Annotated in this window: 24 protein-coding genes; 13 read left to right on the top strand and 11 right to left on the bottom strand. The window is 51.8% G+C overall.

The features are described 5' to 3' along the window. Positions 1–24: 24 nt before the first annotated feature. The 10 genes from flgK to cheW all read left to right on the top strand — a co-directional run bounded on the left by flgK (position 25) and on the right by cheW (position 10840). Positions 25–1665 (top strand): flagellar hook-associated protein FlgK, encoded by a 1641-nt coding sequence (gene flgK / locus IP581_RS17570; protein ID WP_086873758.1) that lies wholly within the window; start codon positions 25–27, stop codon positions 1663–1665. A gap of 47 nt (positions 1666–1712) precedes the next feature. Then, entirely contained in the window at positions 1713–2636 is a 924-nt protein-coding gene (flgL, locus tag IP581_RS17565; RefSeq protein ID WP_193820997.1) for a flagellar hook-associated protein FlgL, read from the top strand. Positions 2637–2744: 108 nt separating this feature from the next. After that, a complete protein-coding gene (locus IP581_RS17560) occupies positions 2745–4406 on the top strand; it encodes a methyl-accepting chemotaxis protein (protein ID WP_193820996.1) in 1662 nt (553 codons plus the stop codon). A gap of 129 nt (positions 4407–4535) precedes the next feature. After that, positions 4536–5264 (top strand): RNA polymerase sigma factor FliA, encoded by a 729-nt coding sequence (locus IP581_RS17555; protein WP_086873761.1) that lies wholly within the window; start codon positions 4536–4538, stop codon positions 5262–5264. Between the two features lie 186 nt (positions 5265–5450). Then, positions 5451–5798 (top strand): flagellar transcriptional regulator FlhD, encoded by a 348-nt coding sequence (flhD, locus tag IP581_RS17550; protein WP_086873762.1) that lies wholly within the window; start codon positions 5451–5453, stop codon positions 5796–5798. Positions 5799–5812: 14 nt separating this feature from the next. Then, on the top strand, positions 5813–6361 hold the full coding sequence (flhC, locus tag IP581_RS17545) for a flagellar transcriptional regulator FlhC (protein WP_086873763.1): 549 nt from the start codon (positions 5813–5815) through the stop codon (positions 6359–6361). A 75-nt stretch (positions 6362–6436) separates the two neighbouring features. Beyond that, the gene (motA, locus tag IP581_RS17540; RefSeq protein ID WP_086873764.1) at positions 6437–7327 is read left to right on the top strand and encodes a flagellar motor stator protein MotA; all 891 of its coding nucleotides are present in this window, start codon (positions 6437–6439) and stop codon (positions 7325–7327) included. Next, positions 7324–8280, top strand: a complete 957-nt coding sequence (gene motB / locus IP581_RS17535; RefSeq protein WP_193820995.1) for a flagellar motor protein MotB — start codon at positions 7324–7326, stop codon at positions 8278–8280. Before motA ends, motB begins: the two co-directional genes overlap by 4 nt. After that, positions 8281–10293, top strand: a complete 2013-nt coding sequence (gene cheA, locus IP581_RS17530) for a chemotaxis protein CheA (protein WP_193820994.1) — start codon at positions 8281–8283, stop codon at positions 10291–10293. A gap of 37 nt (positions 10294–10330) precedes the next feature. Next, positions 10331–10840 (top strand): chemotaxis protein CheW, encoded by a 510-nt coding sequence (gene cheW / locus IP581_RS17525; protein ID WP_086873767.1) that lies wholly within the window; start codon positions 10331–10333, stop codon positions 10838–10840. Positions 10841–10921: 81 nt separating this feature from the next. Here cheW and IP581_RS17520 read toward each other — a convergent pair whose 3' ends face one another. The 3 genes from IP581_RS17520 to IP581_RS17510 all read right to left on the bottom strand — a co-directional run bounded on the left by IP581_RS17520 (position 10922) and on the right by IP581_RS17510 (position 13130). Beyond that, positions 10922–11164, bottom strand: a complete 243-nt coding sequence (locus tag IP581_RS17520) for a hypothetical protein (protein ID WP_193820993.1) — start codon at positions 11162–11164, stop codon at positions 10922–10924. Positions 11165–11248: 84 nt separating this feature from the next. After that, positions 11249–11656, bottom strand: coding sequence for a Thoeris anti-defense Tad2 family protein (locus tag IP581_RS17515; RefSeq protein WP_193820992.1), 408 nt, complete (start codon positions 11654–11656; stop codon positions 11249–11251). Between the two features lie 211 nt (positions 11657–11867). Further along, positions 11868–13130 (bottom strand): FliC/FljB family flagellin, encoded by a 1263-nt coding sequence (locus IP581_RS17510; protein WP_193820991.1) that lies wholly within the window; start codon positions 13128–13130, stop codon positions 11868–11870. A gap of 538 nt (positions 13131–13668) precedes the next feature. On the opposite strand from IP581_RS17510, the gene fliD reads away from it, so the two are divergent. Genes fliD through IP581_RS17495 form a run of 3 tightly spaced genes read left to right on the top strand, consistent with a single transcriptional unit; the run spans position 13669 to position 15934 of the window. Beyond that, positions 13669–15147: a flagellar filament capping protein FliD gene (fliD, locus tag IP581_RS17505; RefSeq protein ID WP_193820990.1), complete on the top strand. Its 1479-nt coding sequence runs from the start codon at positions 13669–13671 to the stop codon at positions 15145–15147. A 48-nt stretch (positions 15148–15195) separates the two neighbouring features. Continuing rightward, positions 15196–15603: a flagellar export chaperone FliS gene (gene fliS, locus IP581_RS17500; RefSeq protein ID WP_193820989.1), complete on the top strand. Its 408-nt coding sequence runs from the start codon at positions 15196–15198 to the stop codon at positions 15601–15603. Next, a complete protein-coding gene (locus tag IP581_RS17495) occupies positions 15596–15934 on the top strand; it encodes a flagellar protein FliT (RefSeq protein WP_086873772.1) in 339 nt (112 codons plus the stop codon). The genes fliS and IP581_RS17495 overlap by 8 nt, the downstream gene beginning before the upstream one ends. Positions 15935–15986: 52 nt before the next feature. Here the strand turns inward: IP581_RS17495 and IP581_RS17490 are convergent, their stop codons facing one another. The 8 genes from IP581_RS17490 to fliE all read right to left on the bottom strand — a co-directional run bounded on the left by IP581_RS17490 (position 15987) and on the right by fliE (position 23280). Next, positions 15987–16400 carry a flagellar protein FlhE gene (locus IP581_RS17490; protein WP_193820988.1) on the bottom strand — a complete coding sequence of 138 codons (414 nt, stop codon included), beginning with the start codon at positions 16398–16400 and terminating at the stop codon, positions 15987–15989. An 84-nt stretch (positions 16401–16484) separates the two neighbouring features. Next, entirely contained in the window at positions 16485–18587 is a 2103-nt protein-coding gene (gene flhA / locus IP581_RS17485) for a flagellar biosynthesis protein FlhA (RefSeq protein ID WP_193820987.1), read from the bottom strand. Further along, positions 18587–19732, bottom strand: coding sequence for a flagellar biosynthesis protein FlhB (gene flhB / locus IP581_RS17480; RefSeq protein WP_193820986.1), 1146 nt, complete (start codon positions 19730–19732; stop codon positions 18587–18589). The genes flhA and flhB overlap by 1 nt, the downstream gene beginning before the upstream one ends. A gap of 33 nt (positions 19733–19765) precedes the next feature. Continuing rightward, on the bottom strand, positions 19766–20425 hold the full coding sequence (cheZ, locus tag IP581_RS17475) for a protein phosphatase CheZ (RefSeq protein WP_193820985.1): 660 nt from the start codon (positions 20423–20425) through the stop codon (positions 19766–19768). Positions 20426–20428: 3 nt separating this feature from the next. Further along, a complete protein-coding gene (gene cheY / locus IP581_RS17470; RefSeq protein ID WP_086873776.1) occupies positions 20429–20818 on the bottom strand; it encodes a chemotaxis response regulator CheY in 390 nt (129 codons plus the stop codon). Between the two features lie 36 nt (positions 20819–20854). Continuing rightward, entirely contained in the window at positions 20855–21901 is a 1047-nt protein-coding gene (locus IP581_RS17465; protein ID WP_193820984.1) for a protein-glutamate methylesterase/protein-glutamine glutaminase, read from the bottom strand. Next, positions 21898–22743, bottom strand: a complete 846-nt coding sequence (locus IP581_RS17460) for a CheR family methyltransferase (protein WP_193820983.1) — start codon at positions 22741–22743, stop codon at positions 21898–21900. Before IP581_RS17460 ends, IP581_RS17465 begins: the two co-directional genes overlap by 4 nt. Before the next feature lie 201 nt (positions 22744–22944). Further along, positions 22945–23280, bottom strand: a complete 336-nt coding sequence (gene fliE / locus IP581_RS17455; protein ID WP_193820982.1) for a flagellar hook-basal body complex protein FliE — start codon at positions 23278–23280, stop codon at positions 22945–22947. Between the last annotated feature and the right edge of the window lie 189 nt (positions 23281–23469).

Raw genomic sequence — 23469 nt, 5'->3', positions numbered from 1 at the left:
TCCTCTGGTTAGGATCGATAACATATGAATTTAATCAATCTGGCCCAGAATGGGCTTAACGCTGCGCAGAACGCATTGAATGTGGTGGGGAATAACCTGTCAAATGCGACCACCGCAGGATATAGCCGCCAGAATATTATCCTGGGCGAAGCGGGTGGCAAATCCACCAATTATGGTTTCTTCGGCTATGGCGTAAAAGTGGGCGACGTTCAGCGTGCTTATAATGGTTTTATGACCAATCAGGTACGCGGCGCGGCAACGGAATTTTATTCCCTGAATAGCCGTTACGAGCAGGTTAGCCAAATTGATAACATGCTTGGCGACAGCACCAACAATATTTCCGTGACCATGGACAATTTATTCGAAGCCATGGAATCGGTAAGTAAAGACCCGGTTGATCCGGCAGCTCGCCAGGGGGTTATGGCTGAATTTAATGCGATTGCCAACCAATATCGCAGCAACAGCAAAACATTAAATGGTCTGGAACAGAGCACCAACACGCAAATTGAACAGACCGTTGATGATATTAACTCCTATACCAAACAGCTGGCGTCGCTGAATAAGCAAATTGAAAAGATCCACGGTCAGACCGGCGGTATGCCTGCGGATTTACTCGATCAGCGTGACCAGATATTAGGCCAGCTGAGCGAGAAGATCGGTATTAAGGTGACAGAAAATACCGATACCGGCGCAGTCAGCGTTTCCATGCAAAACGGTATGTCGCTGGTGAGCGGCGGCAAATCCTATGAACTGCAGGCCAGTGCCTCTGAAAGCGACCCGGCAAAAACCGTGGTGGCGTACGTTGACGCTTCAGGCAACGCTCTGCCGCTCGACGAAGGGAAAACCACCGGTGCGCTGGGCGGGCTGTTCAAATTCCGCAATGAAGATCTGGTTTCCGCGCGCGATCAGCTGAACCAGCTGGCGCTGCAAATGGCCAACAAATTCAACGAAGCGAATGCGCAGGGTTACGACCTCGACGGCAACGCGGGCGGCGATATTTTTAACATCGGTCAACCGCAAGCGGTCGGCAATATCAATAACGCGGGCACCGGTTCACTGGATGTCAGCTTTGCCGATATCCCGTCGGTGAAATCGGAAGACTACCAGCTGACTTTTAACGGGCCGGGCAGCACCGACTGGACTATCACCACTGCGGATGGCCGCGCTATCACGCCGACCATTGGCACTAATGGTGAACTGGAATTCGAAGGGATCTCCATTACCCCAGGCGGCACACCGCAGCCGGGCGACAGCTTCTCGCTGAACCCGACCGACGGCGCGGCAGATAACATCACCGTGGCGATCACCGATGGCGATCAGATTGCGGCGGCGAAATCCCCCGATCCTGACGACCAGAGCGATAACGAGAACATCCTGGCGATGATTGGCATCAAGGATGAAGAAGTGGTTGACGGCAAGACGCTGTCGGGCGCTTACGCAAGCCTTGTCAGCTCCGTCGGCGCCTCGGTGAGCGCGCTGAAAGCGGACATGTCTACCTCAGCGAATGTGTATGACCAGTGGGCGCTTCAGCAGCAGTCGGTTTCGGGTGTTGATATCACTGAAGAGTACGTCAATTTGCAGATGTTCTCTCAGTATTACCAGGCGAACGCGCAGGTTTTACAGACTGCGAACACCCTGTTCGACACGTTGTTAAGTATTCGCTAAGTACGCCCGGTTTACCGGGCCACTCAATGAAAAGTCAGGAATAAACGATGCGTCTTAGCACCAGTTACATGTTTCAAAACCGTATTGATAGCCTGTCAGATGCCATGACCGGCTATAACGATCTGTCCACGCGTCTTTCAGCCGGGCAGACGCTGCTGAAGCCTTCCGACGATCCAACGGGCGCGTCGCAGGCGGTCATTTTGCAGAACGCGTTATCCAGAATGAGCCAGTACGACACGGCGCGCACCTACGCGCAGGATGCGCTGGGCCAGGAAGATAACACGCTGGATTCTATCTCTAATCTGCTGTCTGAAAATTTGTCGCAGAAAATTGTCGCCGGTGGTAACGGCGCGTACTCCGATGAGGATCGCGCGGCGCTGGCGCAGGAGTTGCAAGGTATTCGCGATAACTTGCTGGATCTGGCGAACACCAAAAACAGCGACGGGCGCTACATTTTTGCCGGTTACAAAACCGGGGCGGCGCCTTTCCAGAAAGACGGCACCTATGTCGGCGGTGATACCGCGATGACACAGGTCGTTTCCGACAGCACCGAAATGCAGGTTGGTCATACGGGCGACGATATCTTTTTGAGCGGTTCGCCGGACGATCTGTTTAAAGCGCTGGACGCGGCCATTACGCAACTGCAGCAGCCCATTACCAGCGATGCCGATCGTCAGGCTTTGCAGGATACGCTGGACAGCACCAATATCAGCATCAAGAAAAACATTGATAACCTCGGTAAGGTGCGCGCCACCGTCGGGACCAATATGCAACAACTGGAAGCCCTGGGCTTTAGTTCCGAAGCGCAAAATATCAATGTGCAAAGCCGGTTGCAGGAAACATTAGGTTCGGATTGGGATTCAATGATTACGCTGTTGTCGCAATCAAAGATGTCAGAGTTTGCGCTTAATTCGTCCATGACCGTATTTCAGTCGATGCAGCAGCTATCAATTTTTAATTTTGTGGGTTAACCCGATTCAGGCCCGTCATTATTGACGGGTTTTTATTCATCTCGCATGTGTGCATGGAATGCCTGCAGAAAGGTATTTCACCGTGTTCTCAATTAGTTAGGTTTCGTTATGTTTAAAGACTTAAAAATATCCACCGGGATTAATATCCTGTTTGGGTTGTTAATTGCTTGTATTATCCTGGTCTCCGCTTATTCGTTGACCAGTGCACGTTCGTCAGCCGATAACTTCGATGACGCGGTGATGACCAACGAAAATATCGATATGCTCAATAGTTCGATCGTTGGAATAACCGGTGCTGTGGCGCAGATTAATGCCGGTATGTTGGCAACGATGATCAACCAACCGATAGAACAAAGTGATATCGACCGCGCGAAAACAATGCTGTCGAATGCGGAAAAGCAGATGGACAAATTTATTTCCACGCCTTTCCAGACCGACGAAGAAACGACAATCGCCGCGGATATCAAAAAACGTTTTGATATCGTCATGGCGAGCGCGCAGCGGAAAATTACCTTTATTAAAAACCCGACCGCTTATGATCGTGATGTGGTTGATGAGGCTAAACAGCGTGTCGCGCTGCAAGAGGCATCTGAACAATATTTAGTCTTTGCCGAGCATCTGATCACCAATTTTAGCGAAACATCACATAATGACACCCAGCGTATGACCTTCTTCGCGTTCTTTGCTCTGGCTCTGGCGATCATTAGCGCGGTGGGTTCCCGTATCTGGCTGAAACGCACTATTTTCAACCGTCTGCAGCAGGCTGTTGTCTCCTTCCAGGCTATTGCTGGCGGCAACCTGAGCAACAAAATTGACATTGGCGCGCAGAACGAAATCGGCCAAATGTTGCAGGAAGTGGAGCATATGCGCCAGTCGCTGACCGACACGGTGTACGGTATTCGTAATGGCGTGAAGCAGATTTACTCCAATGCCCAGGAAATCGCGACCAGCAACAACGATCTCTCTTCGCGTACTGAACAGCAGGCTTCTGCACTGCAGGAAACCGCGGCCAGCATGGAAGAGCTGAAAATCACGGTTCGTCAGAACGCCGATAACGCCCACAGCGCTCAGCAACTGGCAGAAAGCGCCAGCGCCAGCGCGCAGAAAGGCGGCGAAGTGATGATCAATCTTGATAAGATCATGACGGAAATTACGGCGAACTCCCGCCAGATTGCCGACATCAACAGCGTGATCGATAGCATTGCTAACCAGACCAACATCCTGGCGCTTAACGCGGCGGTTGAAGCGGCGCGTGCCGGTGAACAGGGTCGTGGTTTTGCGGTGGTTGCCGGTGAAGTGCGTAACCTGGCGAAACGCAGCGCCGATGCGGCGAAAGAGATCCGCCAATTGATCAACACCTGTGTTGCCAATATGAATATCGGTTCCCAGGAAGTTGAACTGGCCGGTTCTTCAATGCAGGAAATTGTGAAATCTGTTATTCAGGTAACCGACATTATGGCGGAAATTACCTCGGCATCGGATGAGCAAAGCACCGGTATTAACCAGATTGCGCAGGCCGTTAATGAAATGGATCTGGTCACGCAGCAGAACGCCAGCATGGTTGAGAATGCTGCGCGCACCGCAACCAGCGTGGAAGAACATGCCAGCGATCTGGAACAAATTGTCGCGCAGTTTGTTGTTAATGAAAGCCACGTATCGGTTGTGACCCGTGAACGAAATAACAGCGAGAAATTGCGCCCGGTTATTACCACTGCCAAGCGAGATTATGTTCCTGCCAAGAAAAGTGAAGGCGACTGGGAAACATTTTAATTAGCTGTGGGTTTCGTGGGGAAATAAAGTCACGATATGTTCCACTTTCCGATTGCTTATCATGCTATTTGAATTGGCGATAATCGATAATAATTTTAGTCAATTATTATCATCCCGGAAATTGTAATAGTGAATGGATTATATAGCCCTGACGGGTCAATTCAGAAAGACCAGTTGTGGACCAAATACGGTTATTTGGTTCGCTATGAAGCGTTAAAGATGCAGTCTAAATTATCGTCAAGTGTTGATATTGACGATCTCATTCAGGCGGGTGCTATTGCGCTTCTGGATGCAATCGAACAGTTTGACCCCAAAAAAGGGGTCAAACTCACGGTCTATATTGCACAGCGTTTACGTTGGGCCTTTATGGATGAATTACGCGAACACGACTGGGTGCCTCGCCGCGTGCGTCGTAAGACCCGCGAAGTTTCTTCTGCCATTATGCGCGTTGAGCAACGTGCCGGTGGCGTGGCAAGCGAGTCCGACATTGCTGCTGAATTAGGGATGTCATTGCAGGAATATCAGCAAGTATTATCCGAAACAAATACCAGCATGCTCTGTTCACTCGATGAGCTACAAGAATTACTGGCAGATGGTGTTGAGCTGTCAGAAATGGAACAGGATCATCTTGATCCGCTAAATGATGTTTTACTGGGCGATTTGACAAAGCAGATCAGTAAGGAGATCAGAGAACTTCCTGAGCGCGAGCAGATGCTACTCAATTTATATTATCAACAGGAGTTGAATATGAAGGAAGTCGGATCACTGCTGGGTATTACCGAAACGCGCGTCAGCCAGTTGCATAGCCAAACGATCAAACGTTTACGTGCACGTCTGGAAGGAAGAGGCTGGGAATAATAAGGTATCAGGAAAATCTTGCTCCGATTAAATTTCGACCAGGCTGGCTTTCCTTATTAGGTTCATTATTTCCGTTTCACCTTGATTTCTTATACTAAAAAAATCGGCATTAAACTTGTTACATCTTGGTTACACAATAAAGGACGGTAATTGCATTATGGATTACCTTGTACAGGGGGAATTGTAATGAACGTAACAAACTTTAATGAGCCGACGCAGTGTATTCGGGATTTGAATCTTTCCTATTTGTTATTGGCGCAACGTCTTATTCACGAGGACCGCTTTACGGCAAAATTTCGCCTGGGATTAAGTGAGTCCACTATTGATATTGTGAAAGGTTTGACGTTTCCGCAGCTTATTAAACTTGCGTCAACCGGCCAGCTTATTTGTCGGTTACGCATAGATAACGAAACAGTGATTGACTGTTTGACCAAAGATTCCCGTATTGATGCTTTACAAAGTATCCATACCGGAATCATTTTATCCACTGATTTGCTTAATTCTCTTTCTGAGGACGAGCCTTCGAGATCCTGACAGCGGAGTTTGTGATGTGTGAAAAAAGCATAATGTCAGAAATCAGGGATGCGCAAATTGCCATGGAATTGATTTCTTTTGGCGCCAGGATGCAGGTTCTCGAAAGTGAAACCAATCTTAGCCGCAGAAGATTATTAAAACTGTATAAAGAACTCAAAGGCTGTTCGCCGCCGAAAGGCATGCTACCGTTTTCCACCGACTGGTATATGGCGTGGGAACAAAATATTCATTCGTCAATGTTTTATAACATTTATTGTTATCTGCAAAAGACAGAATCTGGTCGCCCCGTTGAGATTATGCTGAAGGGCTATCGCCTGTATCTGGAAAATAGTCTGAACGGTACAGAGAAAAAACCAGTTTTAGGTTTAACGCGCGCCTGGACGCTGCTGCGGTTTATTGACTGCGGCATGGTTAAACATACTGAGTGCAGCACTTGTGGCGGGCGTTTTATTACCACGCCGGAAAATACCAGCACCAATTTTACCTGCTGTTTGTGTTTTCCACCTTCGCGGGCAATAAAAAAAGCCACTCCTGATCTGGCGCGTTCTCATCGGCGGCAGTAACAGATGCTGCGGCATTTTCACCGCGCGGCCCGCTATGTTGTTGCGCCATGATTATTGAGTTATTAAGGAGTTGAAGTGTTAGTCATCATTGGCTATATCGTCGTTTTCGCGACTGTATTTGGCGGCTTTGCGCTCAGTGGCGGGAATCTTGCGTCACTGTTTCAGCCTACCGAGTTTTTAATTATCGGCGGGGCAGGCGTAGGGGCTTTTATTGTCGGAAATAACGGTAAAGCGATCCGGGCCACCTTAAAAGCGTTTCCTACTTTGTTTAAAGGTTCCCATTTCACTAAAGCGTTATATATGGATCTGCTGGCGATGATGTATTTGTTGCTGGCGAAAGGCCGCCAGAACGGCCTGGTATCGCTGGAAAACGATATTGAAGATCCGCAAAACAGCCCGATTTTCTCGGCCTATCCACGGCTGATGGCCGACAGTGAAATCATGAATTTCATCACCGATTATCTGCGCCTGATGGTGAGCGGTAATACCAACGCCTTTGAAATGGAAGCGTTGATGGATGAAGAGATTGAGACCTGCGAACACGAGCATGAAGTGCCGGCGCACAGCCTTAACGCTGTCGGCGACGGGTTGCCCGCATTTGGTATCGTGGCGGCGGTAATGGGGGTGGTTAACGCCCTGGCGGCGGCCGATCGCCCGGCAGCCGAACTGGGCGCGCTGATTGCCCACGCCATGGTCGGTACTTTCCTCGGTATTTTGATGGCATACGGCATGGTGCTGCCGCTGGCGACATTGCTGCGCCAGCGTAGCGCGGAACACCTGAAAATGCTCGAGTGCATTAAAACCATGCTGCTTTCCAGCATGAACGGTTATGCGCCGCAGATCGCCGTTGAATTTGGCCGTAAAACCCTCTTTTCCACGGAACGTCCAAGCTTCGCGGAACTGGAAGATCACGTTCGCGAAGTACGTACCTCAAGTGCGTCATCCTCTTCGGGTGAGTCGACATGAGTAAGAAGTCTGCCACTACCATTGTTGTCCGCAGATCCATCAATAAAAAGCATGGTTCACACGGCGGTTCCTGGAAAATCGCCTATGCGGACTTTATGACCGCAATGATGGCGTTTTTCCTGGTGATGTGGCTGCTCTCTTCTTCCAGCCCGGAGCAGCGCCAGCAGATCGCTGAATACTTCAAAATGCCGATGAAAACCACGCTGGCGCAGGGCGATAAAGCGAGCCTTAGCGACAGCGTGATCCCCGGCGGCGGCGAAGATGTCATCAAACAAGATGGTGAAGTTTTCAAACGAACGTTGCAGCAACTGGACGCGAAGAAGAGTGAAGTCAACCTGAAGCGGGCGAGAGAGAAGCTGGAAAGCCTGATCCAAATCGATCCTCGGTTGAACAACTTCACCTCCAACCTGCGGCTTTCGCTGACCGATGATGGATTGCTGATTCAAATCACCGATAGCGCGGATCGCCCGATGTTCAAAATAGGCCGACCGACGCCCGAAAGTTACATGGTGAATATTCTGCAGGCGCTGGTGCCGGTGTTAAACGACATGCCGAACCGCATCATTGTCACCGGACACACGGATTCGCTGCCTTACGCCAACGGTGAACAGGGCTACAGCAACTGGGAGCTCTCCTCCGATCGTGCTAACGCGGCGCGGCGTATCCTGGCCGGTTCCGGGCTTGCGAGCAATAAATTTATCCGGGTTATCGGTACGGCGGACACCATGATGCAGGCCGGTTCCGATGCGGCCGATCCCATTAACCGCCGTATCAGTATCCTGGTGCTGAGCCAGCAGAAAGAGAAACAGATCATGCAAGAAGATGTGCTTTTGCGCGACACGCTGGTTTCAACCCCGGCAAGCCCGAGTGCATCAGCCACCGACGCGCCGCCGCAAAGCAGCCCGGTGGCAGTTGAACCTACGGTAAAAAGCGGTCCTGAGGAGAGTAAGTAAGTGGACATAAGCGATTTTTATCAGGCCTTTTTTGACGAGGCGGATGAGCTGATGGCGGATATGGAAAAGTATCTGCTGGAGCTGGATCTCGACTCGCCGGACAGAGAAGTTCTGAATGCGATTTTTCGTGCCGCGCACTCAATAAAAGGCGGTGCGGGCACCTTTGGTTTCACTGTGTTACAGCAAACCATGCACATCCTGGAAAACCTGCTGGATGATGTACGCAGCGGTACGTTGACGATTACTGGCCCTATTCGCGATCTGTTTTTGGAGAGCAAAGATATTATGCAGGATCAACTGGATGCCTATAAAGCTTCCGCCGAGCCCGACGAAGAGACATTCAACTATATCTGCAATGCACTGCGCCAGATTGCTCTCGACGGCACGGCTTCCGCTGCGGTTTCCACAGATATCGCCGCACCGGTTGCTGCCGACACAGTGGTTGAACAAGCAGTTGCGACACCGGCGGCGAAACCTGCCGAGGATGGCCAACGGCTGCGCATCGTGCTGAGCAAAATCAAAGAAGACGATCGCCAGCCGCTCATTGATGAAATGGGCAATTTAGGCCGCGTGAGCCAGTTGCAGACCGACAATGAGAGCCTGCAATTGACGCTGCACACCACGGTATCCCCGGACGATATTCTGGCGGTGTTGTGTTTTGTGCTCGAACCGGAACAGATTTCCATCGCCCCGGCCCCGGCAGAAGAAGAACCGGTTGCCACCTCCGGCGAAGCGGCGGCAGCAACGCCTGCGGCAGTGAACGCGGTAGCGGCACCGACCGCACCGGCAGCGCGTGCGAAACGCCCGGAAAATAACCGCCAGCGCCCGCAAGCGACAGAAGCCAGCAGCATTCGCGTGGCGGTCGAGAAGGTTGACCAGATAATCAACCAGGTGGGCGAGTTGATCATCACCCAGGCGATGCTCTCGCAGCTTTCCAGCGTGCTCGATTCCACCAATCACGACACGCTCATTACCACCATTGCGCAGCTTGAGCGTAACGCGCGCGACTTGCAGGAGTCGGTGATGTCGATTCGCATGATGCCAATGGAATATGTCTTTAGCCGCTTCCCGCGTCTGGTTCACGATCTGGCCGGTAAACTGAATAAAGAAGTGGAACTGACGCTGGTTGGCGGTTCTGCGGAGCTTGATAAACGTCTTATCGAACAGATTGTCGATCCGTTAACGCACCTGGTGCGTAACAGCCTCGATCACGGGATTGAGCCGGTTGATGTGCGCCGCGCCAATGGTAAAGCCGACAAGGGGAACCTGGTGCTTTCTGCGGAACACCACGGCGGCAATATCATCATCGAAGTGACCGATGATGGCGCCGGGCTGAACCGCGAGAAGATCCTGGCGCGTGCGCAAATGCAGGGTATGACCATCAGCGACAACATGAGCGATGAAGATGTCTGGATGCTGATTTTCGCGCCGGGCTTCTCTACGGCGGAAAAAGTGACCGATGTCTCTGGTCGCGGCGTTGGCATGGATGTGGTGCGTCGTAACATTCAGGAAATGGGCGGACATGTGACCGTCCATTCCGAACAGGGGCGCGGTTCGAAGATCCGCATTATTCTGCCGCTGACGCTGGCGATCCTCGATGGAATGTCGGTGCGCGTTGGCTCGGAAATCTACGTTCTGCCGCTCGGCAGCATGATGGAATCGTTAATGCTTTCGGAAAATACGCTGCACCGGATGACCGGCGGCGAGCGCATGTTGCAGGTGCGCGAAGAGTATTTGCCGCTGGTTGAGCTGGGCACGCTGTTTGGCATTCACGACGAGGATTACGATATCAGCGAAGGGATTGCCGTCATTGTACAGAGCGCCGGTAGCCGTTACGCCTTGTTGGTGGATCAACTGATCGGCCAGCACCAGGTGGTGGTGAAAAATCTTGAGCAGAACTATCGCAAAATTCCGGGTATTTCTGCGGCGACCATCCTTGGCGACGGCAGCGTCGCGCTGATTCTGGATGTGGCGGTTCTAACGACGCTGGCAAAAAGCGCCAGAGCGCACTGAGACAGAGCCTGACGTCAGCTTTTAAAAAGGTTAAGAAATGAATTTATCTAACACAAATAAGCAGTTAACCGGTGACAACACGGGTAATGAATTCCTGGTGTTTCGCCTGGGCACCGAAGAGTACGGCATTGAGATCTTAAAAGTACAAGAGATCCGTGGTTACGACCGCGTGACGCGCATTGCCAACACCCCTGCCTTTATTGCCGGTGTGACCAACCTGCGCGGCGTGATCGTGCCGATCGTCGATCTGCGCGTGAAATTTGAACTGGCTTCCGCCGAGTTTGACGACAATACGGTGGTGATTGTGCTGAGCCTCGACAGCGGTCGCGTGGTCGGGATTGTGGTTGACGGCGTTTCCGATGTGCTGGCGCTTAATGCCGAGCAGATCAAACCTGCGCCGGAATATACCGTTACGCTCTCGACACAATATTTACTGGGGCTTGGCTCGCTCGATGAGCGCATGCTGATTCTGGTCGATATTGAAAAGCTGCTGAACAGCGAAGAGATGGAGCTGATTGAACGCGTGACCGAGACCTCGTTTAACTAATTTTATTTTATTTTTTATACGCGCTGTACCTTACAGGCCTTTCCTCACGGAAAGGCTTTTTTTTGCCTTTTCGTTACGTAATTACCAGGTGATATAAACCCGAATGGTTTTGCCCAACTGGCTTTTCAGGTACTCGAATACCCTATAGACATCTTTACTTGAACTGGAGTCATTAAAATTAAAACGGACTTCGTTCCCAAAAGTGTAAACCCGGAAATCATGCGACATGTTATAAACACCACCACCAAGTAAAACCTTTATTCCTGCCACACTAAGCTCGGCAATTAGCTGCTCTTTGTTTTCAAGGCTGGGTGACAGGAACATGGTTGTACAATCACATTGAGTAGGAGTGGTTCCAAGATTGTTAAATGTATTGAAATTAACGACAGTTGAAATTATCTCAGGCGATTAAATAATTGTCGGGGCGTCCTTAGCGTTAAATTGTTCTCCCGAGATGATGTCATCACTTTTAACCACCATATCAAATATCAATTTCCCATTTTCGCCAGGCTCACCAACCGCAGCAATACCCTGCCAGTCCGTCGCTTCCATATCCTCGTGCGTCGCAACCCAGGGAACAAAATCCTGTTGCGCATTGCATAACTCGATATTGGGCAAATAGTTAAATGGTGTGCCAACCGTAATACCCGCCGCCGCACGCCAGTCATTTTCAACCACCACCTGTTCTGTTAAGCCTGGATTTCTGACAAGGTACATACCCGCATCCTGCCATACGCTTCTGCTGACCCGGTTACCGGCCTGAAGCTGTAACATCGCCCATGCGAATGAACCTTCTGGTGCGGTTAAATCTGCCATCGCTGCTCTCCTTTAAACGGAATAGAAAAAAGATAGCCAGCGCGGGAATAATAGATAGATGAAGGTTCTGATAGCGCGTTTGTGTTATCGCAGTGCAGAACGGTGAATTACGGCTGGAAAGGTGTGTTAAATCGCAGGCAATAAAAAACCCGCCCAGGCGAATGGGCGGGTGGGTAAAAAGCAGGCCGGAGCCTGCCGGAAACACCAGAAATTAACGCAGCAGAGACAGGACGTTCTGCGGAACCTGGTTAGCCTGAGCAAGTACAGAGGTACCAGCAGACTGCAGGATGTTCGCACGGCTCATTTCAGAAACTTCAGAAGCGAAGTCAGCATCCAGGATACGAGAGCGAGATTGAGACAGGTTGTTAACAGTGTTGTTCAGGTTGCTGATAACAGAAGCGAAACGGTTCTGTACCGCACCCAGACCGGAACGCAGTTCGTCAACCTGAGCCAGTGCGTCGTCGATTTTGGTCAGCGGATCGGTCGTTGCCGGAGTGGTAGAAACAGCTTTGCCAGAATCCGTTGCAGTCCAGTTAGTCTCGTCGATAGTTGCTTTGGTCAGGTTACCGGCACCGTCATCTACATAGTAGTTACCTTCACCATCTTCCATTAACGTGCCACCTGCACCTGTGATAGCGGTGGTGTCAATAGCCTGGTCTCTCATCATGTTGTCACCAACAACGCTGGTGGTTGCACCCGCCACAGTACCGGCTACGTCGTTAGCAGAGTTAAAGGAGATCTTACCAGTGGTCGGATCTTCTGTTACTGCGTACATTTCAGCGCCTTTTTTAACGAATACGTCACCATTGGTGTCTTTCACGATGTCGTCAACGCTGGTGATCGCGGTACCGTTGGTATCGGTGAAGTTCGTCGGGTCATAGTCGAAACCGCTATCAACTTTCACGGTACCGGCGTTTGCAGTCAGGGTTGCAGGATCAACACCGTCAGCTACGGTGAAACCGTCCATACCCAGAGTGGAAGAATCCATTTTGCTCAGTTCGATATCGATGGTCTGACCATCGTTAGAACCCACCTGGATAGACAGGCTCTGGTCTTTGCTCAGCACTTTCACGCCGTTGAATTCAGTCTGTTCAGAGATACGGTTGATCTCGTCCAGACGCGCGTCGATTTCGTCCTGGATGGACTGACGGTCAGAATCAGAGTTGGTGCCGTTCTGCGCCTGTACAGACAGACGACGGATGTTCTGCAGGTTGTCGTTGATTTCGTTCAACGCGCCTTCAGTGGTCTGCGCGATGGAGATACCATCGTTGGCGTTACGGGAAGCCTGGCTCAGGCCGTTGATGTTCGCGGTGAAGCGGTTAGAGATTGCCTGACCTGCGGCATCGTCTTTTGCGCTGTTAATACGCAGACCAGAAGACAGACGCTCAATTGCAGTACCCAGAGAGCCCTGAGATTTATTCAGGTTGTTTTGGGCGACGAGGCTGAGGGCGTTAGTATTAATAACCTGGGACATGGGGTTTCCTTATACACAATTTACTATACAGAGTATGGTTATGCGTCATTTCGTTCGCATACTTAATAAATCGGCCTTTTAAAAAATGACTAAAATCTTTTGCACGAAAAACTTTTTTATTGACTGGCCGTTTTTTGATTTTTAATGGGTTTTTAGCGCTATATCGTTGATATTTTATGCGCCTTTGCGGGTTAGGCTTTAAATTACCAACAAAACCGCGCGTATTTTGCGTAATGGCTTTTTATGATTTTTTCTTCGAATTTTAATGGAGCGTGCTTTCTATATAAGGAAGGGCTTTTCATTGAATGCAAAGCGATAAATTGCTGTCATTTTTGCGGCTAATTATCAGCAATGCCTTTTTGCTTCTTTATGTACGGTGTTTGCCCTTTTGCAATCAGCTGTAATTAGTGAAAATAGCCGGTGCAACGTGCCGCTTTTCTTTATTGTGCGGTAAGGGTAAAAAATTCATCTTTTATTTTCCCGCGCCGATAGCTTAATAGAGAACTACCGCAAACAGACATTTCCGACAGGAGAAGAAATGGCAATATCATCATTAGGGGTTGGTACTGGCGGGATTGATACGGCGTCGATGCTGGATCAGCTAAAAGCGGGCGAACAAACGCGCCTGACGCCGTACACCAACCTGAAAAAGAAATATGACTCGCAAATTTCGGCCTGGGGCCAGATTTCCAGTCTGCTGTCGAATCTGCAAAAAAGCGTCACCACCATGGGCGGCGACGCGTTTAGCAAAATGACCGTCAGCGCTAACGAAGCATTTTCCGCTGTTGCGGGTTCCGGCGCGCAAGCCGACAGCCACTCGGTGACGATTTCGCAGCTAGCCGCCGCGCATAAACTGAAAACGCAGCCGCAAACCGATGCCGATACCGCGCTTGGTACCAGCACCTCGGGCGGCACGCGTACCATCACCATCACGCAAAACGACGGCAAATCGATGGAAGTCGAGCTGAAGGATGATGAAACGTCGCTGAACCAGATTGCGAAAGCCATCAATAAAGAGAAGGGCGATGTTACCGCTACGGTGCAGCGTACCGATGATGGTTATCAGCTGGTGCTGAGCTCGAAAAAAACCGGCTCCGACGGGCAGATGAGCGTCAAAGTCACTGGCGATGCTTCGCTTGCCGGTGTGCTGGATACCTCAAACGGCGGTCAGCATATTGACGATCAAGGTCAGTTGGTTAACGACCCGGGTATGACAGACAACATGATCGCCGTTTCGGATGCGCAGGACGCGAAATTACGCGTCGACGGCTCCGACTACACGCGTTCAACCAACAATATCAATGACATCATTGATGGCGTGACGCTGAACCTGAAAAAAGTGTCGGAAAATGGCGAATCTGAGCAGCTCACCCTGACCAACGACACCTCGGCAATTAAAACCAGCCTGCAAGATTTTGTTAAGCAATACAACGCGTTGCTGAGCAAAACGTCGTCGGCCAGTAAGTACGTTGCTGCCGATACGTCTGGTCTTGGCGATGAAGAAGTGGCCACGCAAAGCTCGCAAAGCGGCGCGCTGATGGGTGATTCCACCCTGCGCGGGCTGGTGAGCGAAGTTCGCTCCGCCGTCAACGGCGTGTACGGCGATGCGGATGCCACCTACGCTTCGCTGGCGGATCTCGGTATCTCGATTGATGCGCAGACCGGCCAGATGACGCTGAACGAAGACACGCTGGATGAAGCGATTGCCGATAACCCGGAACAAATCGCCAATATGTTTTCCGGTCGTGGCGAGAATGAAGGGCTGGCGACGTCGCTGGGTTCTATCCTCACTGAGTACCTTGGGGATTCGAAAACCAAAACCGACGGCATCATCGATACCGCCACCGAGAGCCTGGAAAACCAGTCGAAAATAGCGCAAACGCAGATCGACAAAACCCAGAAGCTGATTGACGCGCAGGTTGAACGTTATCGCGTCGAGTTCCAGAACCTGGATACCGTGATGTCGAACATGAACAACATGAGCAGCCAGTTAAGCTCGCTGCTTGCCACTCTTTAATTTTTTGTTATCAGCAGGCCTTCGCGGGCCTGCTTTCAGGAGCCGCATATGTATGCATCTCAGGGCACTCACGCCTATGCGCAGGTCTCGCTGCAAAGCAAATTAGCGGGCGCGACACCGCATCAATTAATTTCCATGCTGTTTGACGGCGCCCACAGCGCTATTTTGCAGGCCACAATCTATTTTGAAAAAGGCAATGTCGCCCAGCGCGGAAAAATGATTTCTAAAGCGATTAATATTATCGACAACGGACTGCGTGCCGCGCTCGATCATGAAAAAGGCCAGCATATTGCCGCCGATCTCGAGCAGATGTACGAATATATGTCTCGCACCTTATTAGAAGCGAATTTGCGTAACGAACCTGAGCCGTTAAAACATGTCGACAGCCTGTTAATGAAACTGGCCGCCACATGGAAAGAGATTGAGCCGGTACAGAAGCGAGTACGTTATGGCTGAGAGTATTTTGCAGTATTACCGTGAATTATTTGATATGAACTTAGCGATGCTGGAGATGACGAAACAGGAACGCTGGGATGATTTTGTTGAAGTCGCAGCGGAGTATGTCATCAAAAAGCAGGATATTTTTAACCATAGTACCGATGCGCTTTCGATGATGGTCAAAGAAGAATTGAAAGTGCTGTTAAAAGCATTACTGGCGAATGAAGCGGAAATAACGCGTAATTTACAGACGCGTCTTAACACCCTCAAACAGAATTTATCCTCTATACATCGTGGTGCCCGGTGCAGCCAGCTTTACTCCCAACATCAAGCCCCTTCACTGCATTAATCTTCACCAAAAGGCTAGCGGAACAGTAGTTGTCCGCATAGCCTTTCGTTTTTTACTCGCGATAATTTACCGTTAATTGATTACGCACGACGTTGAGCGCTGGCTGTAACTGGCCGAGGCTGTTGACGGAATAGATAAAGCGGAACTCACCGTTCGCCGCCAGAGGAACATCAATGCGACGCTGGCCGGAAAGCGCCGGCAACGGAACGCATTTATCGATACGGCAAAGCTTAATCACCAGCCCCGGCGGGGGAGGGGAGAGCAGCGTAATGCGCCATGAAATACGCACAGCTTGCGCCGTAGGGGAAAGGGATTCCGGGGAAAAAAGCGGGCGTCCACGCAGTAATTGCTTACCAGTGGTGACGCTGCCGCCAGCGGATGAGGCGCTCCAGGCGCCCGTCGTTTGTGCGGACGCCGCAGGGGATGTCGTCTGCAGCGCCAGAAGAAGTAATACCAGTGATTTCATTGATGTGTGCCAGTTGCCGCTATCGTATGTGCGGACGCTGCAGGGGAGTCCTGCAGCGTCAGAAAAGTCATACCAGGGATGTGATTAATGGGTGCCAATAACCGCTGTCATTTGCACGGTCTTGTTGTTGCTGATTTCCAGCGTCGATAAAACCGCCAGTTGCGGGAACGCGCGACGCAGGAAACGCGACACCATTGTGCGCAGCGCCGGGTTGACCAATAACACTGGCGACACGCCGAGCGACTGCTGTTCGGTAATCGCGCGGTCGGCCTGACGCATCAGGTTTTCGGCAATGCCCGGCTCAATCGCGCTACCGCTTTGCAGGGACTGGATCAGCAGTTTTTCCAGCGAGGTATCCAGGCCAATCACTTTGATGTCATCGTCGTTACGGAACCACTGGGCGGTGATCGCGCGGCCCAGGCGAATACGCACCTGCGAGGTCAGCTCATCCGGATCGTTTTGTACTGGCGCATATTCCGCAAGCGTATCGATGATGGTACGCATATCGCGGATCGACACGCGTTCAGAGAGCAGGTTCTGCAACACTTTGTGGAACAGCGTCACGGAAATCACCCCAGGAATTAAATCTTCCACCAGCTTCGGCATCTCTTTGGTGATGCGGTCGAGCAACTGCTGCGTCTCCTGACGGCTGAACAGTTCATCCGTATGCAGGGTGATTAAATGGTTCAGGTGCGTGGCGATAACCGAACTGGGGTCAACCACGGTAAAGCCCTGAATCTGCGCCTGTTCACGCAACACTTCATCAATCCAGCAGGCGGGCAGGCCAAACGCCGGATCGACACACGGTGTGCCGGGCAGATCGCCCTCGGCATAACCCGGGTTGATGGCCATCCAGCGTTCCGGCTCCATGGTGCCACTGCCGATTTCCACGCCTTTAAGCAGAATGCGGTAGTCGCCAGGCGCCAGATCGAGGTTGTCGCGAATATGGATCGCCGGCGGCAAAAAGCCCATCTCCTGCGCAAATTTCTTACGGATACCGCGCACGCGCACCAGCAGTTGCCCATCCTGGTCGCTATCAACCAGCGGGATCAGGCGATAGCCCACTTCCAGACCCAGTACATCTTCCATTTCAACATCTTCCCACGAGGCTTCCGCCGTGGCCTGATCGTTGGCGGCCAGCGCGCTGGCGCTGTCTTTATCTTCATTCACGGCGCTGCGGCGAGTCGGGTTTTTCATTTCGCGACCGCGTAGCCACCAGGCGAGCCCCAGCAGAATGGCGGTAAACATCAGGAATACCAGGTTTGGCATACCGGGGATCAGCCCCAGCAGACCAATCACCGCGCCGGAAAGTAGCATGACGCGCGGGTTGTTAAACAGCTGGCCAACCATCTGTTCCCCGATGTCTTCATCGTTGGAAACACGGGTCACAATCACACCGGCGGCGGTGGAGATGATCAGTGCCGGGATCTGCGCGACAAGACCGTCACCGATGGTCAGCAGGGTATAAGTTTCGCCTGCTTCCGCCACGCTTAAACCGTGCTGCATCACGCCGATAATCAGACCGCCGACCACGTTAATCGCCATGATCAGCAGCCCGGCGATGGCATCGCCGCGCACGAATTTACTGGCACCGTCCATTGAACCGTAGAAATCAGATTCCTGGGTCACTTCGCTACGGCGGCGTTTGGCCTCCGCTTCACCAATCAGCCCGGCGTTAAGATCGGCATCAATCGCCATCTGCTTACCCGGCATCCCGTCCAGCACAAAACGCGCGCCCACTTCGGCGATACGTCCGGCACCTTTGGTGATAACCATAAAGTTGATGATGATAAGAATCGCGAACACCACAATACCGATGGCGAAGTTGCCGCCGACCAGGAAGTGGCCGAAGGCTTCCACCACCCGGCCCGCTGCGGCAGCGCCGGTGTGGCCTTCCATCAGAATGATACGCGTGGAGGCAATGTTCAGCGCGAGGCGCAACAGGGTTGAAAACAGCAACACCGTCGGAAACGCGGAAAACTCGAGGGTTTTCTGCGTAAACATCGCCACCATCAATATCATCAGGGAGAGCACGATATTAAAGGTGAACAGGGTATCCAGCAGAAATGCCGGCAGCGGCAGTACCATCATTGCCAGAATCAGCATGATCAGCACCGGGCCTGCCATGATTTGCCACTGTGTATCTTTAAACGCCGGTAAGCGTAATTTGCTGGCGATATTAGCCATCAGTTTGAACTCTCATGTACAAAATCCATCGACTCAGGAACCGCGAGATCCCTGGGCTGCTTCGGCGGAACGCCGCCGTTGTTGCGCCACCGACGCAGGCCATAAACCCAGGCCAATACTTCTGCGACGGCGCTATAAAGCTCGCCCGGGATCTGTTCGCCAATCTCACAATGGCGATAAAGCGCACGGGCCAGCGGTGGTGCTTCGAGCATCGGGATGCGGTGTTGCGCGCCCAGCTCACGAATTTTTAAGGCAATCTCTCCGGCGCCTTTGGCCAGAACGACCGGCGCGCTCATACCGCCTTCTTTATAAGAGAGGGCGACAGAGTAGTGCGTCGGGTTGTTGACAATGACATCCGCTTTCGGGATATCGCTCATCATTCGGTTTTGCGCCGCCGCACGCTGCATCTGTTTAATGCGGCTCTTAATGTGCGGGTCGCCTTCGCTCTGTTTAAATTCGTCGCGGATCTCCTGACGGCTCATCCGCAGCTTTTTCAGGTGGCTGGTTATCTGATAAAACACGTCATAACCCACCACCGGTAACAGGAAAAAAATCACCATCATCAGGCAATCCAGCGTCATGCTCATGGCATGCGCGATAGCCATCGGCAGTGCTTCGTTAACTAACTGAATGAAATGCGCTTTGTTTTTGTAGATGTAGAGCGCGAAGGCGCACGCGACCAGCACAACCTTCAGGCACCCTTTGAGCATTTCCGATAACACCTGGGCGGAAAACAGGCGTTTGAACCCCGAAAGCGGCGAGATCCGCTTCAGATCGAGCTTCAGCGATTTGCCGCTCAGGTTGACGCCGCCCAGCAACATCGGCGATGCGATCCCGGTGACAAACAAACCCAGCAAAATGGGCAGCAGCGCGCTGCTCATCATCTCCAGCAAGTAGCGGGTCTGGTGGAACATGGACTGTTCATCCATTACCGACAAACGGTTGAGCACCAGACCGGTTCGCAGCAGCTCCAGCAGTTGCCGGGCAAACTGTGAACCGCCAGAGAGCAGAAACCCCCACCCGGCCAGCAACATCAGCAGCGAACTCAGCTCTTTCGAGCGGGGGATCTGCCCCTCTTCACGCGCTTTCTGTTTTCGCTGGGGTGTGGGTTCTTCTGTTTTTTCTACATCACTCTCTTCTGACATGATTTGCTCAGCGGCGCGGCGAACCGCGCTCCGTTAGAAACCCAGGCTGTCGAGCAGGTCGTCGACCTGATCTTGCGACGCCATGACACCCGCTTTGCTGTTGTCAATTTGTGGGCCATTGACCAGCATGGCGGCGGTTTTTGCTTCCGCTTCCGCCTCTTTCTCCTGCTGGAGTGATTCCGGCACGTAAGCCAGCAACACCTGAATCAGCTCTTTCTCGACCAGTTCGATAAGCGACATCATGCGGCGGATCACCTGGCCGGTAAGATCCTGAAAATCCTGTGCCATCATGATTTCCATCAGCTGGTCGTTGGTCTGACGAGCAATGGTCGGCGCCTGCTGGAGGAACTGACGTGTGTCGGTCACCAGCGCTTTGGCGATCGGTAATTCCACCGGATCGGCGAACCACTCATCCCAGCGGGCGGTTAACGCTTCCGCTTGCGCCGTGATCGCCTCCTGCTGCGGGCGAGCTTCTTCCACGCAGGTCAGTACGCGTTCAGCCGCCTGGGCCGTTTTCGCGATGACATAGTTCAGGCGGTCTCGCGTATCGGGGATAGCATCTGCCGCTTCAATAATGGTGCGGTCCAGACCTAAGTCGACCAGGCTGTCGCGCAGCAAGCGCGTCAGTTGCCCGACGCGGGAGAAGATGCTTTTGAAATCATCTTCTGGCTGCGAATTTTCTAAGCCGCTCATCGGTTACCACCCGATTTTTTCAAAGATTTTGTTCAGCTTTTCTTCCAGCGTTGCCGCGGTGAAAGGTTTCACGACATAACCGCTGGCACCTGCCTGCGCGGCCGCGATGATGTTCTCTTTCTTGGCTTCGGCGGTGACCATCAGCACGGGCATTTTGCTCAAATTGGCGTCGGCGCGGATTTCTGTCAGCAACTGCAAGCCGTCCATGTTCGGCATGTTCCAGTCGCTGATGACGAAATCAAAGGCGTCCGCACGCAGCTTGTTCAGCGCATCCAGGCCATCTTCGGCTTCTTCAACACGGTTAAAACCAAGGTCTTTCAACAAATTGCGCACAATTCGGCGCATTGTGGCGAAGTCGTCGACAACGAGAAAACGTAAATTTTTGTCTGCCATTGTTTTTTCCTGAATAAAGGGGAATGAAATAAAAAATTAAATCCTGCGCGCCTGACCGGCAGAACGCTGAAGAATGTGCTGACCAATTTGCTCAAGATCGACGGTTTCGCAGGCGGCATTGTGGGCAATCGCTTCACGCGGCATACCGAACACCACGCATGTGCGTTCGCTTTGCGCAATGGTCCACGCGCCCGCCTGGCGCATCGCCAGCAGTCCGGCGGCGCCGTCGCTGCCCATCCCCGTCAAAATCACGCCGATAGCGTTTTTCCCGGCGCTTTGCGCCACAGAGTGAAACAGCGAATCGACAGAGGGACGATGGCGGTTGATCGGTAAATCATCATTCAGCGCGATGTGATAGTTCGCCCCGCTGCGTGTCAGCTCCATATGGAAAGCACCCGGCGCGATATAGACGTGACCAGGAAGCACACGTTCGCCGTGTTCCGCCTCTTTCACCGACATCTGGCACAGATGATCCAGCCGGTTGGCAAACGAACGGGTAAAGCCAGGCGGCATATGTTGCGCAATGACAATGGCCGGGCTGGTCGGCGGCATCGGTTCCAGCAGCTGACGCAGTGCCTCGGTTCCTCCGGTGGAGGAGCCAATGGCAATAATCTTTTCGCTGCCCACCAGCGGGGCTTTAATCACGCGAGGCGGCGCCACTTTTGTTTCGCTGCGACGAATGCGCGCTTTGGCCGCCATGCGGATTTTGTCGGCGATCATGTCGCTGTATTGCGCCATGCCATCCTGTAAGCCCATTTGCGGCTTGGTGATAAAATCCACCGCCCCAAGTTCCAGCGCGCTGAGCGTAATATCGGAGCCTTTGCCGGTGAGCGATGACAGCATCACTACCGGCATCGGGCGCAGGCGCATCAGCCTTTCCAGAAACTCCAGCCCGTCCATCCGCGGCATTTCCACGTCCAGCGTCAGCACATCCGGGTTGTGTTGCTTAATCAGATCGCGTGCGACAATCGGGTCCAGCGCCGTGGCGACCATCTCCATATCCGGCTGCTCATTAACGATATGCGTCATGATCTTGCGGATCAGTGACGAGTCGTCAACGCATAACACCTTGATTTTTCTCATCTCTTTTGATCTCCAAGGCGGTAGACAGATTGCCCGAGCAGACGAAATGGGCTGGTTAAATTTTGAAAATGCTCCGAGTGGCCAACAAAGAGCAGCCCGCCGGGTTTCAGCATTTTCGCGAAGCGCTGCAGCAGCTTCTCCTGGGTGTTCTGATCGAAATAAATCATCACGTTACGGCAAAAAATGGCATCGAAAGGCGCGGGAATATCCCACTGCGCATCAATCAGATTGAGCTGGCGAAACTGGACCGTGCTGCGCAGTTCGCTTTTGATTTTCACTCTGTTTTGATGCTCGCCCGTCCCGCGCAAAAACCAGGTGCGTTTTTGCTGTTCGGTCAGGTTGTCGATGTCACTTAACCGGTAAACCCCGAGGCTTGCTTTCTCCAGCACATCGGTATCAATATCGGTGGCCAGCACGCGCGGGCCGGTAATGCTGCGCCCCAGCGTCTCTTCCAGCGTCATGGCGATCGACCACGGCTCTTCGCCGGTTGAGGCGGCTGCGCACCAGACGTTGTACATCCCGTTTCTGGACTGGGCATGCCGGGCCAGCGTCGGGAAGTGATACGCCTCGCGGAAAAAGGAGGTCAGGTTAGTGGTCAGGGCATTGATAAATACCTGCCACTCGTCACAGCCTGGATTGGCCACCAGTCGATCGGTGTAATCCTCAAAACTTTTTAAATTCAGCTCTCTTAGACGACGGGTGAGTCGGTTATAAACCATGTCGCGTTTTTGCGCGGTGAGCACAATACCGGCGCGTTGGTATATCAATTTGCTGATTTTTTCTAATTCACTCTCGGTCAGCACAATGGGTGCGGGTTGAGCGTGCGGAGTAATGGAACGCATATTTTTCTGACAACCAATAATAATATTGACGGTAATTCACTGGTTTATTGCGCACACACGTATTCGCAAATGATGAGCCACTCATCACCCGACAAATGCGTGTGTGCTGTTAAATCTTAATAAGACATATCCAGGATGATTCGGGTGTGAAAAATAGCAACCATACTTCCGGGGTAATCGGCATTAAGATAAGACTTAGCGTTATACCGGCATATTCATAATATCTTGATACGCACTTACTAATTTGTTGCGTACCTGAATACCAAGGTTTAATGCCAGTGATGATTTTTGCATTGAAACCATCACATCGTTTAAGCCAATACCTTCGACGCCGGCGAGATAAGCCTGTGACTGGGTTTTGGCTGTGGTCTGCATTTGGCTAATATTGTTAATACTGTTAAATAAAATATCAGAGAATTGTGACTTATTCTCGACATTACGATTAGAAATAAAGGGGTTCAGCGCTGACGCGTCTGAGACTTTTCTGGCCTGGGACTGAATCTGATCCAGTACCCCGCCTATTGCATTCATAGACATAGAAAACAACCTTAGTAGTAATTGGCCGTAAGCTTATCATGTGGCGCGAAAAACGACATAACCTGAATAGCTGACACAAATTTCACCTTTTTACCACTTAGAAAACGGCCTGTTTTGTAGATAATACTCACCAGGAATTCCCCTGGGAAATAATTTTGCATTTACTTATTTCATACCAAATGAGGCGAG

Origin of the sequence: Kosakonia pseudosacchari, from assembly GCF_015167415.1 — a bacterium.
GTDB lineage: Bacteria > Pseudomonadota > Gammaproteobacteria > Enterobacterales > Enterobacteriaceae > Kosakonia > Kosakonia pseudosacchari.
This window is presented reverse-complemented; position numbering and strand designations above follow the sequence as displayed.

Excerpts from the sequence above, each read along its gene's own strand:
- flgK (WP_086873758.1), top strand. The coding sequence starts at position 25 with ATGAATTTAATCAATCTGGCCCAGAATGGGCTTAACGCTGCGCAGAAC.
- flgL (WP_193820997.1), top strand. The coding sequence starts at position 1,713 with ATGCGTCTTAGCACCAGTTACATGTTTCAAAACCGTATTGATAGCCTG.
- IP581_RS17560 (WP_193820996.1), top strand. The coding sequence starts at position 2,745 with ATGTTTAAAGACTTAAAAATATCCACCGGGATTAATATCCTGTTTGGG.
- flhD (WP_086873762.1), top strand. The coding sequence starts at position 5,451 with ATGAACGTAACAAACTTTAATGAGCCGACGCAGTGTATTCGGGATTTG.
- flhC (WP_086873763.1), top strand. The coding sequence starts at position 5,813 with ATGTGTGAAAAAAGCATAATGTCAGAAATCAGGGATGCGCAAATTGCC.
- motB (WP_193820995.1), top strand. The coding sequence starts at position 7,324 with ATGAGTAAGAAGTCTGCCACTACCATTGTTGTCCGCAGATCCATCAAT.
- cheW (WP_086873767.1), top strand. The coding sequence starts at position 10,331 with ATGAATTTATCTAACACAAATAAGCAGTTAACCGGTGACAACACGGGT.
- IP581_RS17520 (WP_193820993.1), bottom strand. The coding sequence starts at position 11,164 with ATGTTCCTGTCACCCAGCCTTGAAAACAAAGAGCAGCTAATTGCCGAG.
- IP581_RS17515 (WP_193820992.1), bottom strand. The coding sequence starts at position 11,656 with ATGGCAGATTTAACCGCACCAGAAGGTTCATTCGCATGGGCGATGTTA.
- IP581_RS17510 (WP_193820991.1), bottom strand. The coding sequence starts at position 13,130 with ATGTCCCAGGTTATTAATACTAACGCCCTCAGCCTCGTCGCCCAAAAC.
- fliD (WP_193820990.1), top strand. The coding sequence starts at position 13,669 with ATGGCAATATCATCATTAGGGGTTGGTACTGGCGGGATTGATACGGCG.
- fliS (WP_193820989.1), top strand. The coding sequence starts at position 15,196 with ATGTATGCATCTCAGGGCACTCACGCCTATGCGCAGGTCTCGCTGCAA.
- IP581_RS17495 (WP_086873772.1), top strand. The coding sequence starts at position 15,596 with ATGGCTGAGAGTATTTTGCAGTATTACCGTGAATTATTTGATATGAAC.
- IP581_RS17490 (WP_193820988.1), bottom strand. The coding sequence starts at position 16,400 with ATGAAATCACTGGTATTACTTCTTCTGGCGCTGCAGACGACATCCCCT.
- flhA (WP_193820987.1), bottom strand. The coding sequence starts at position 18,587 with ATGGCTAATATCGCCAGCAAATTACGCTTACCGGCGTTTAAAGATACA.
- flhB (WP_193820986.1), bottom strand. The coding sequence starts at position 19,732 with ATGTCAGAAGAGAGTGATGTAGAAAAAACAGAAGAACCCACACCCCAG.
- cheZ (WP_193820985.1), bottom strand. The coding sequence starts at position 20,425 with ATGAGCGGCTTAGAAAATTCGCAGCCAGAAGATGATTTCAAAAGCATC.
- cheY (WP_086873776.1), bottom strand. The coding sequence starts at position 20,818 with ATGGCAGACAAAAATTTACGTTTTCTCGTTGTCGACGACTTCGCCACA.
- IP581_RS17465 (WP_193820984.1), bottom strand. The coding sequence starts at position 21,901 with ATGAGAAAAATCAAGGTGTTATGCGTTGACGACTCGTCACTGATCCGC.
- IP581_RS17460 (WP_193820983.1), bottom strand. The coding sequence starts at position 22,743 with ATGCGTTCCATTACTCCGCACGCTCAACCCGCACCCATTGTGCTGACC.
- fliE (WP_193820982.1), bottom strand. The coding sequence starts at position 23,280 with ATGTCTATGAATGCAATAGGCGGGGTACTGGATCAGATTCAGTCCCAG.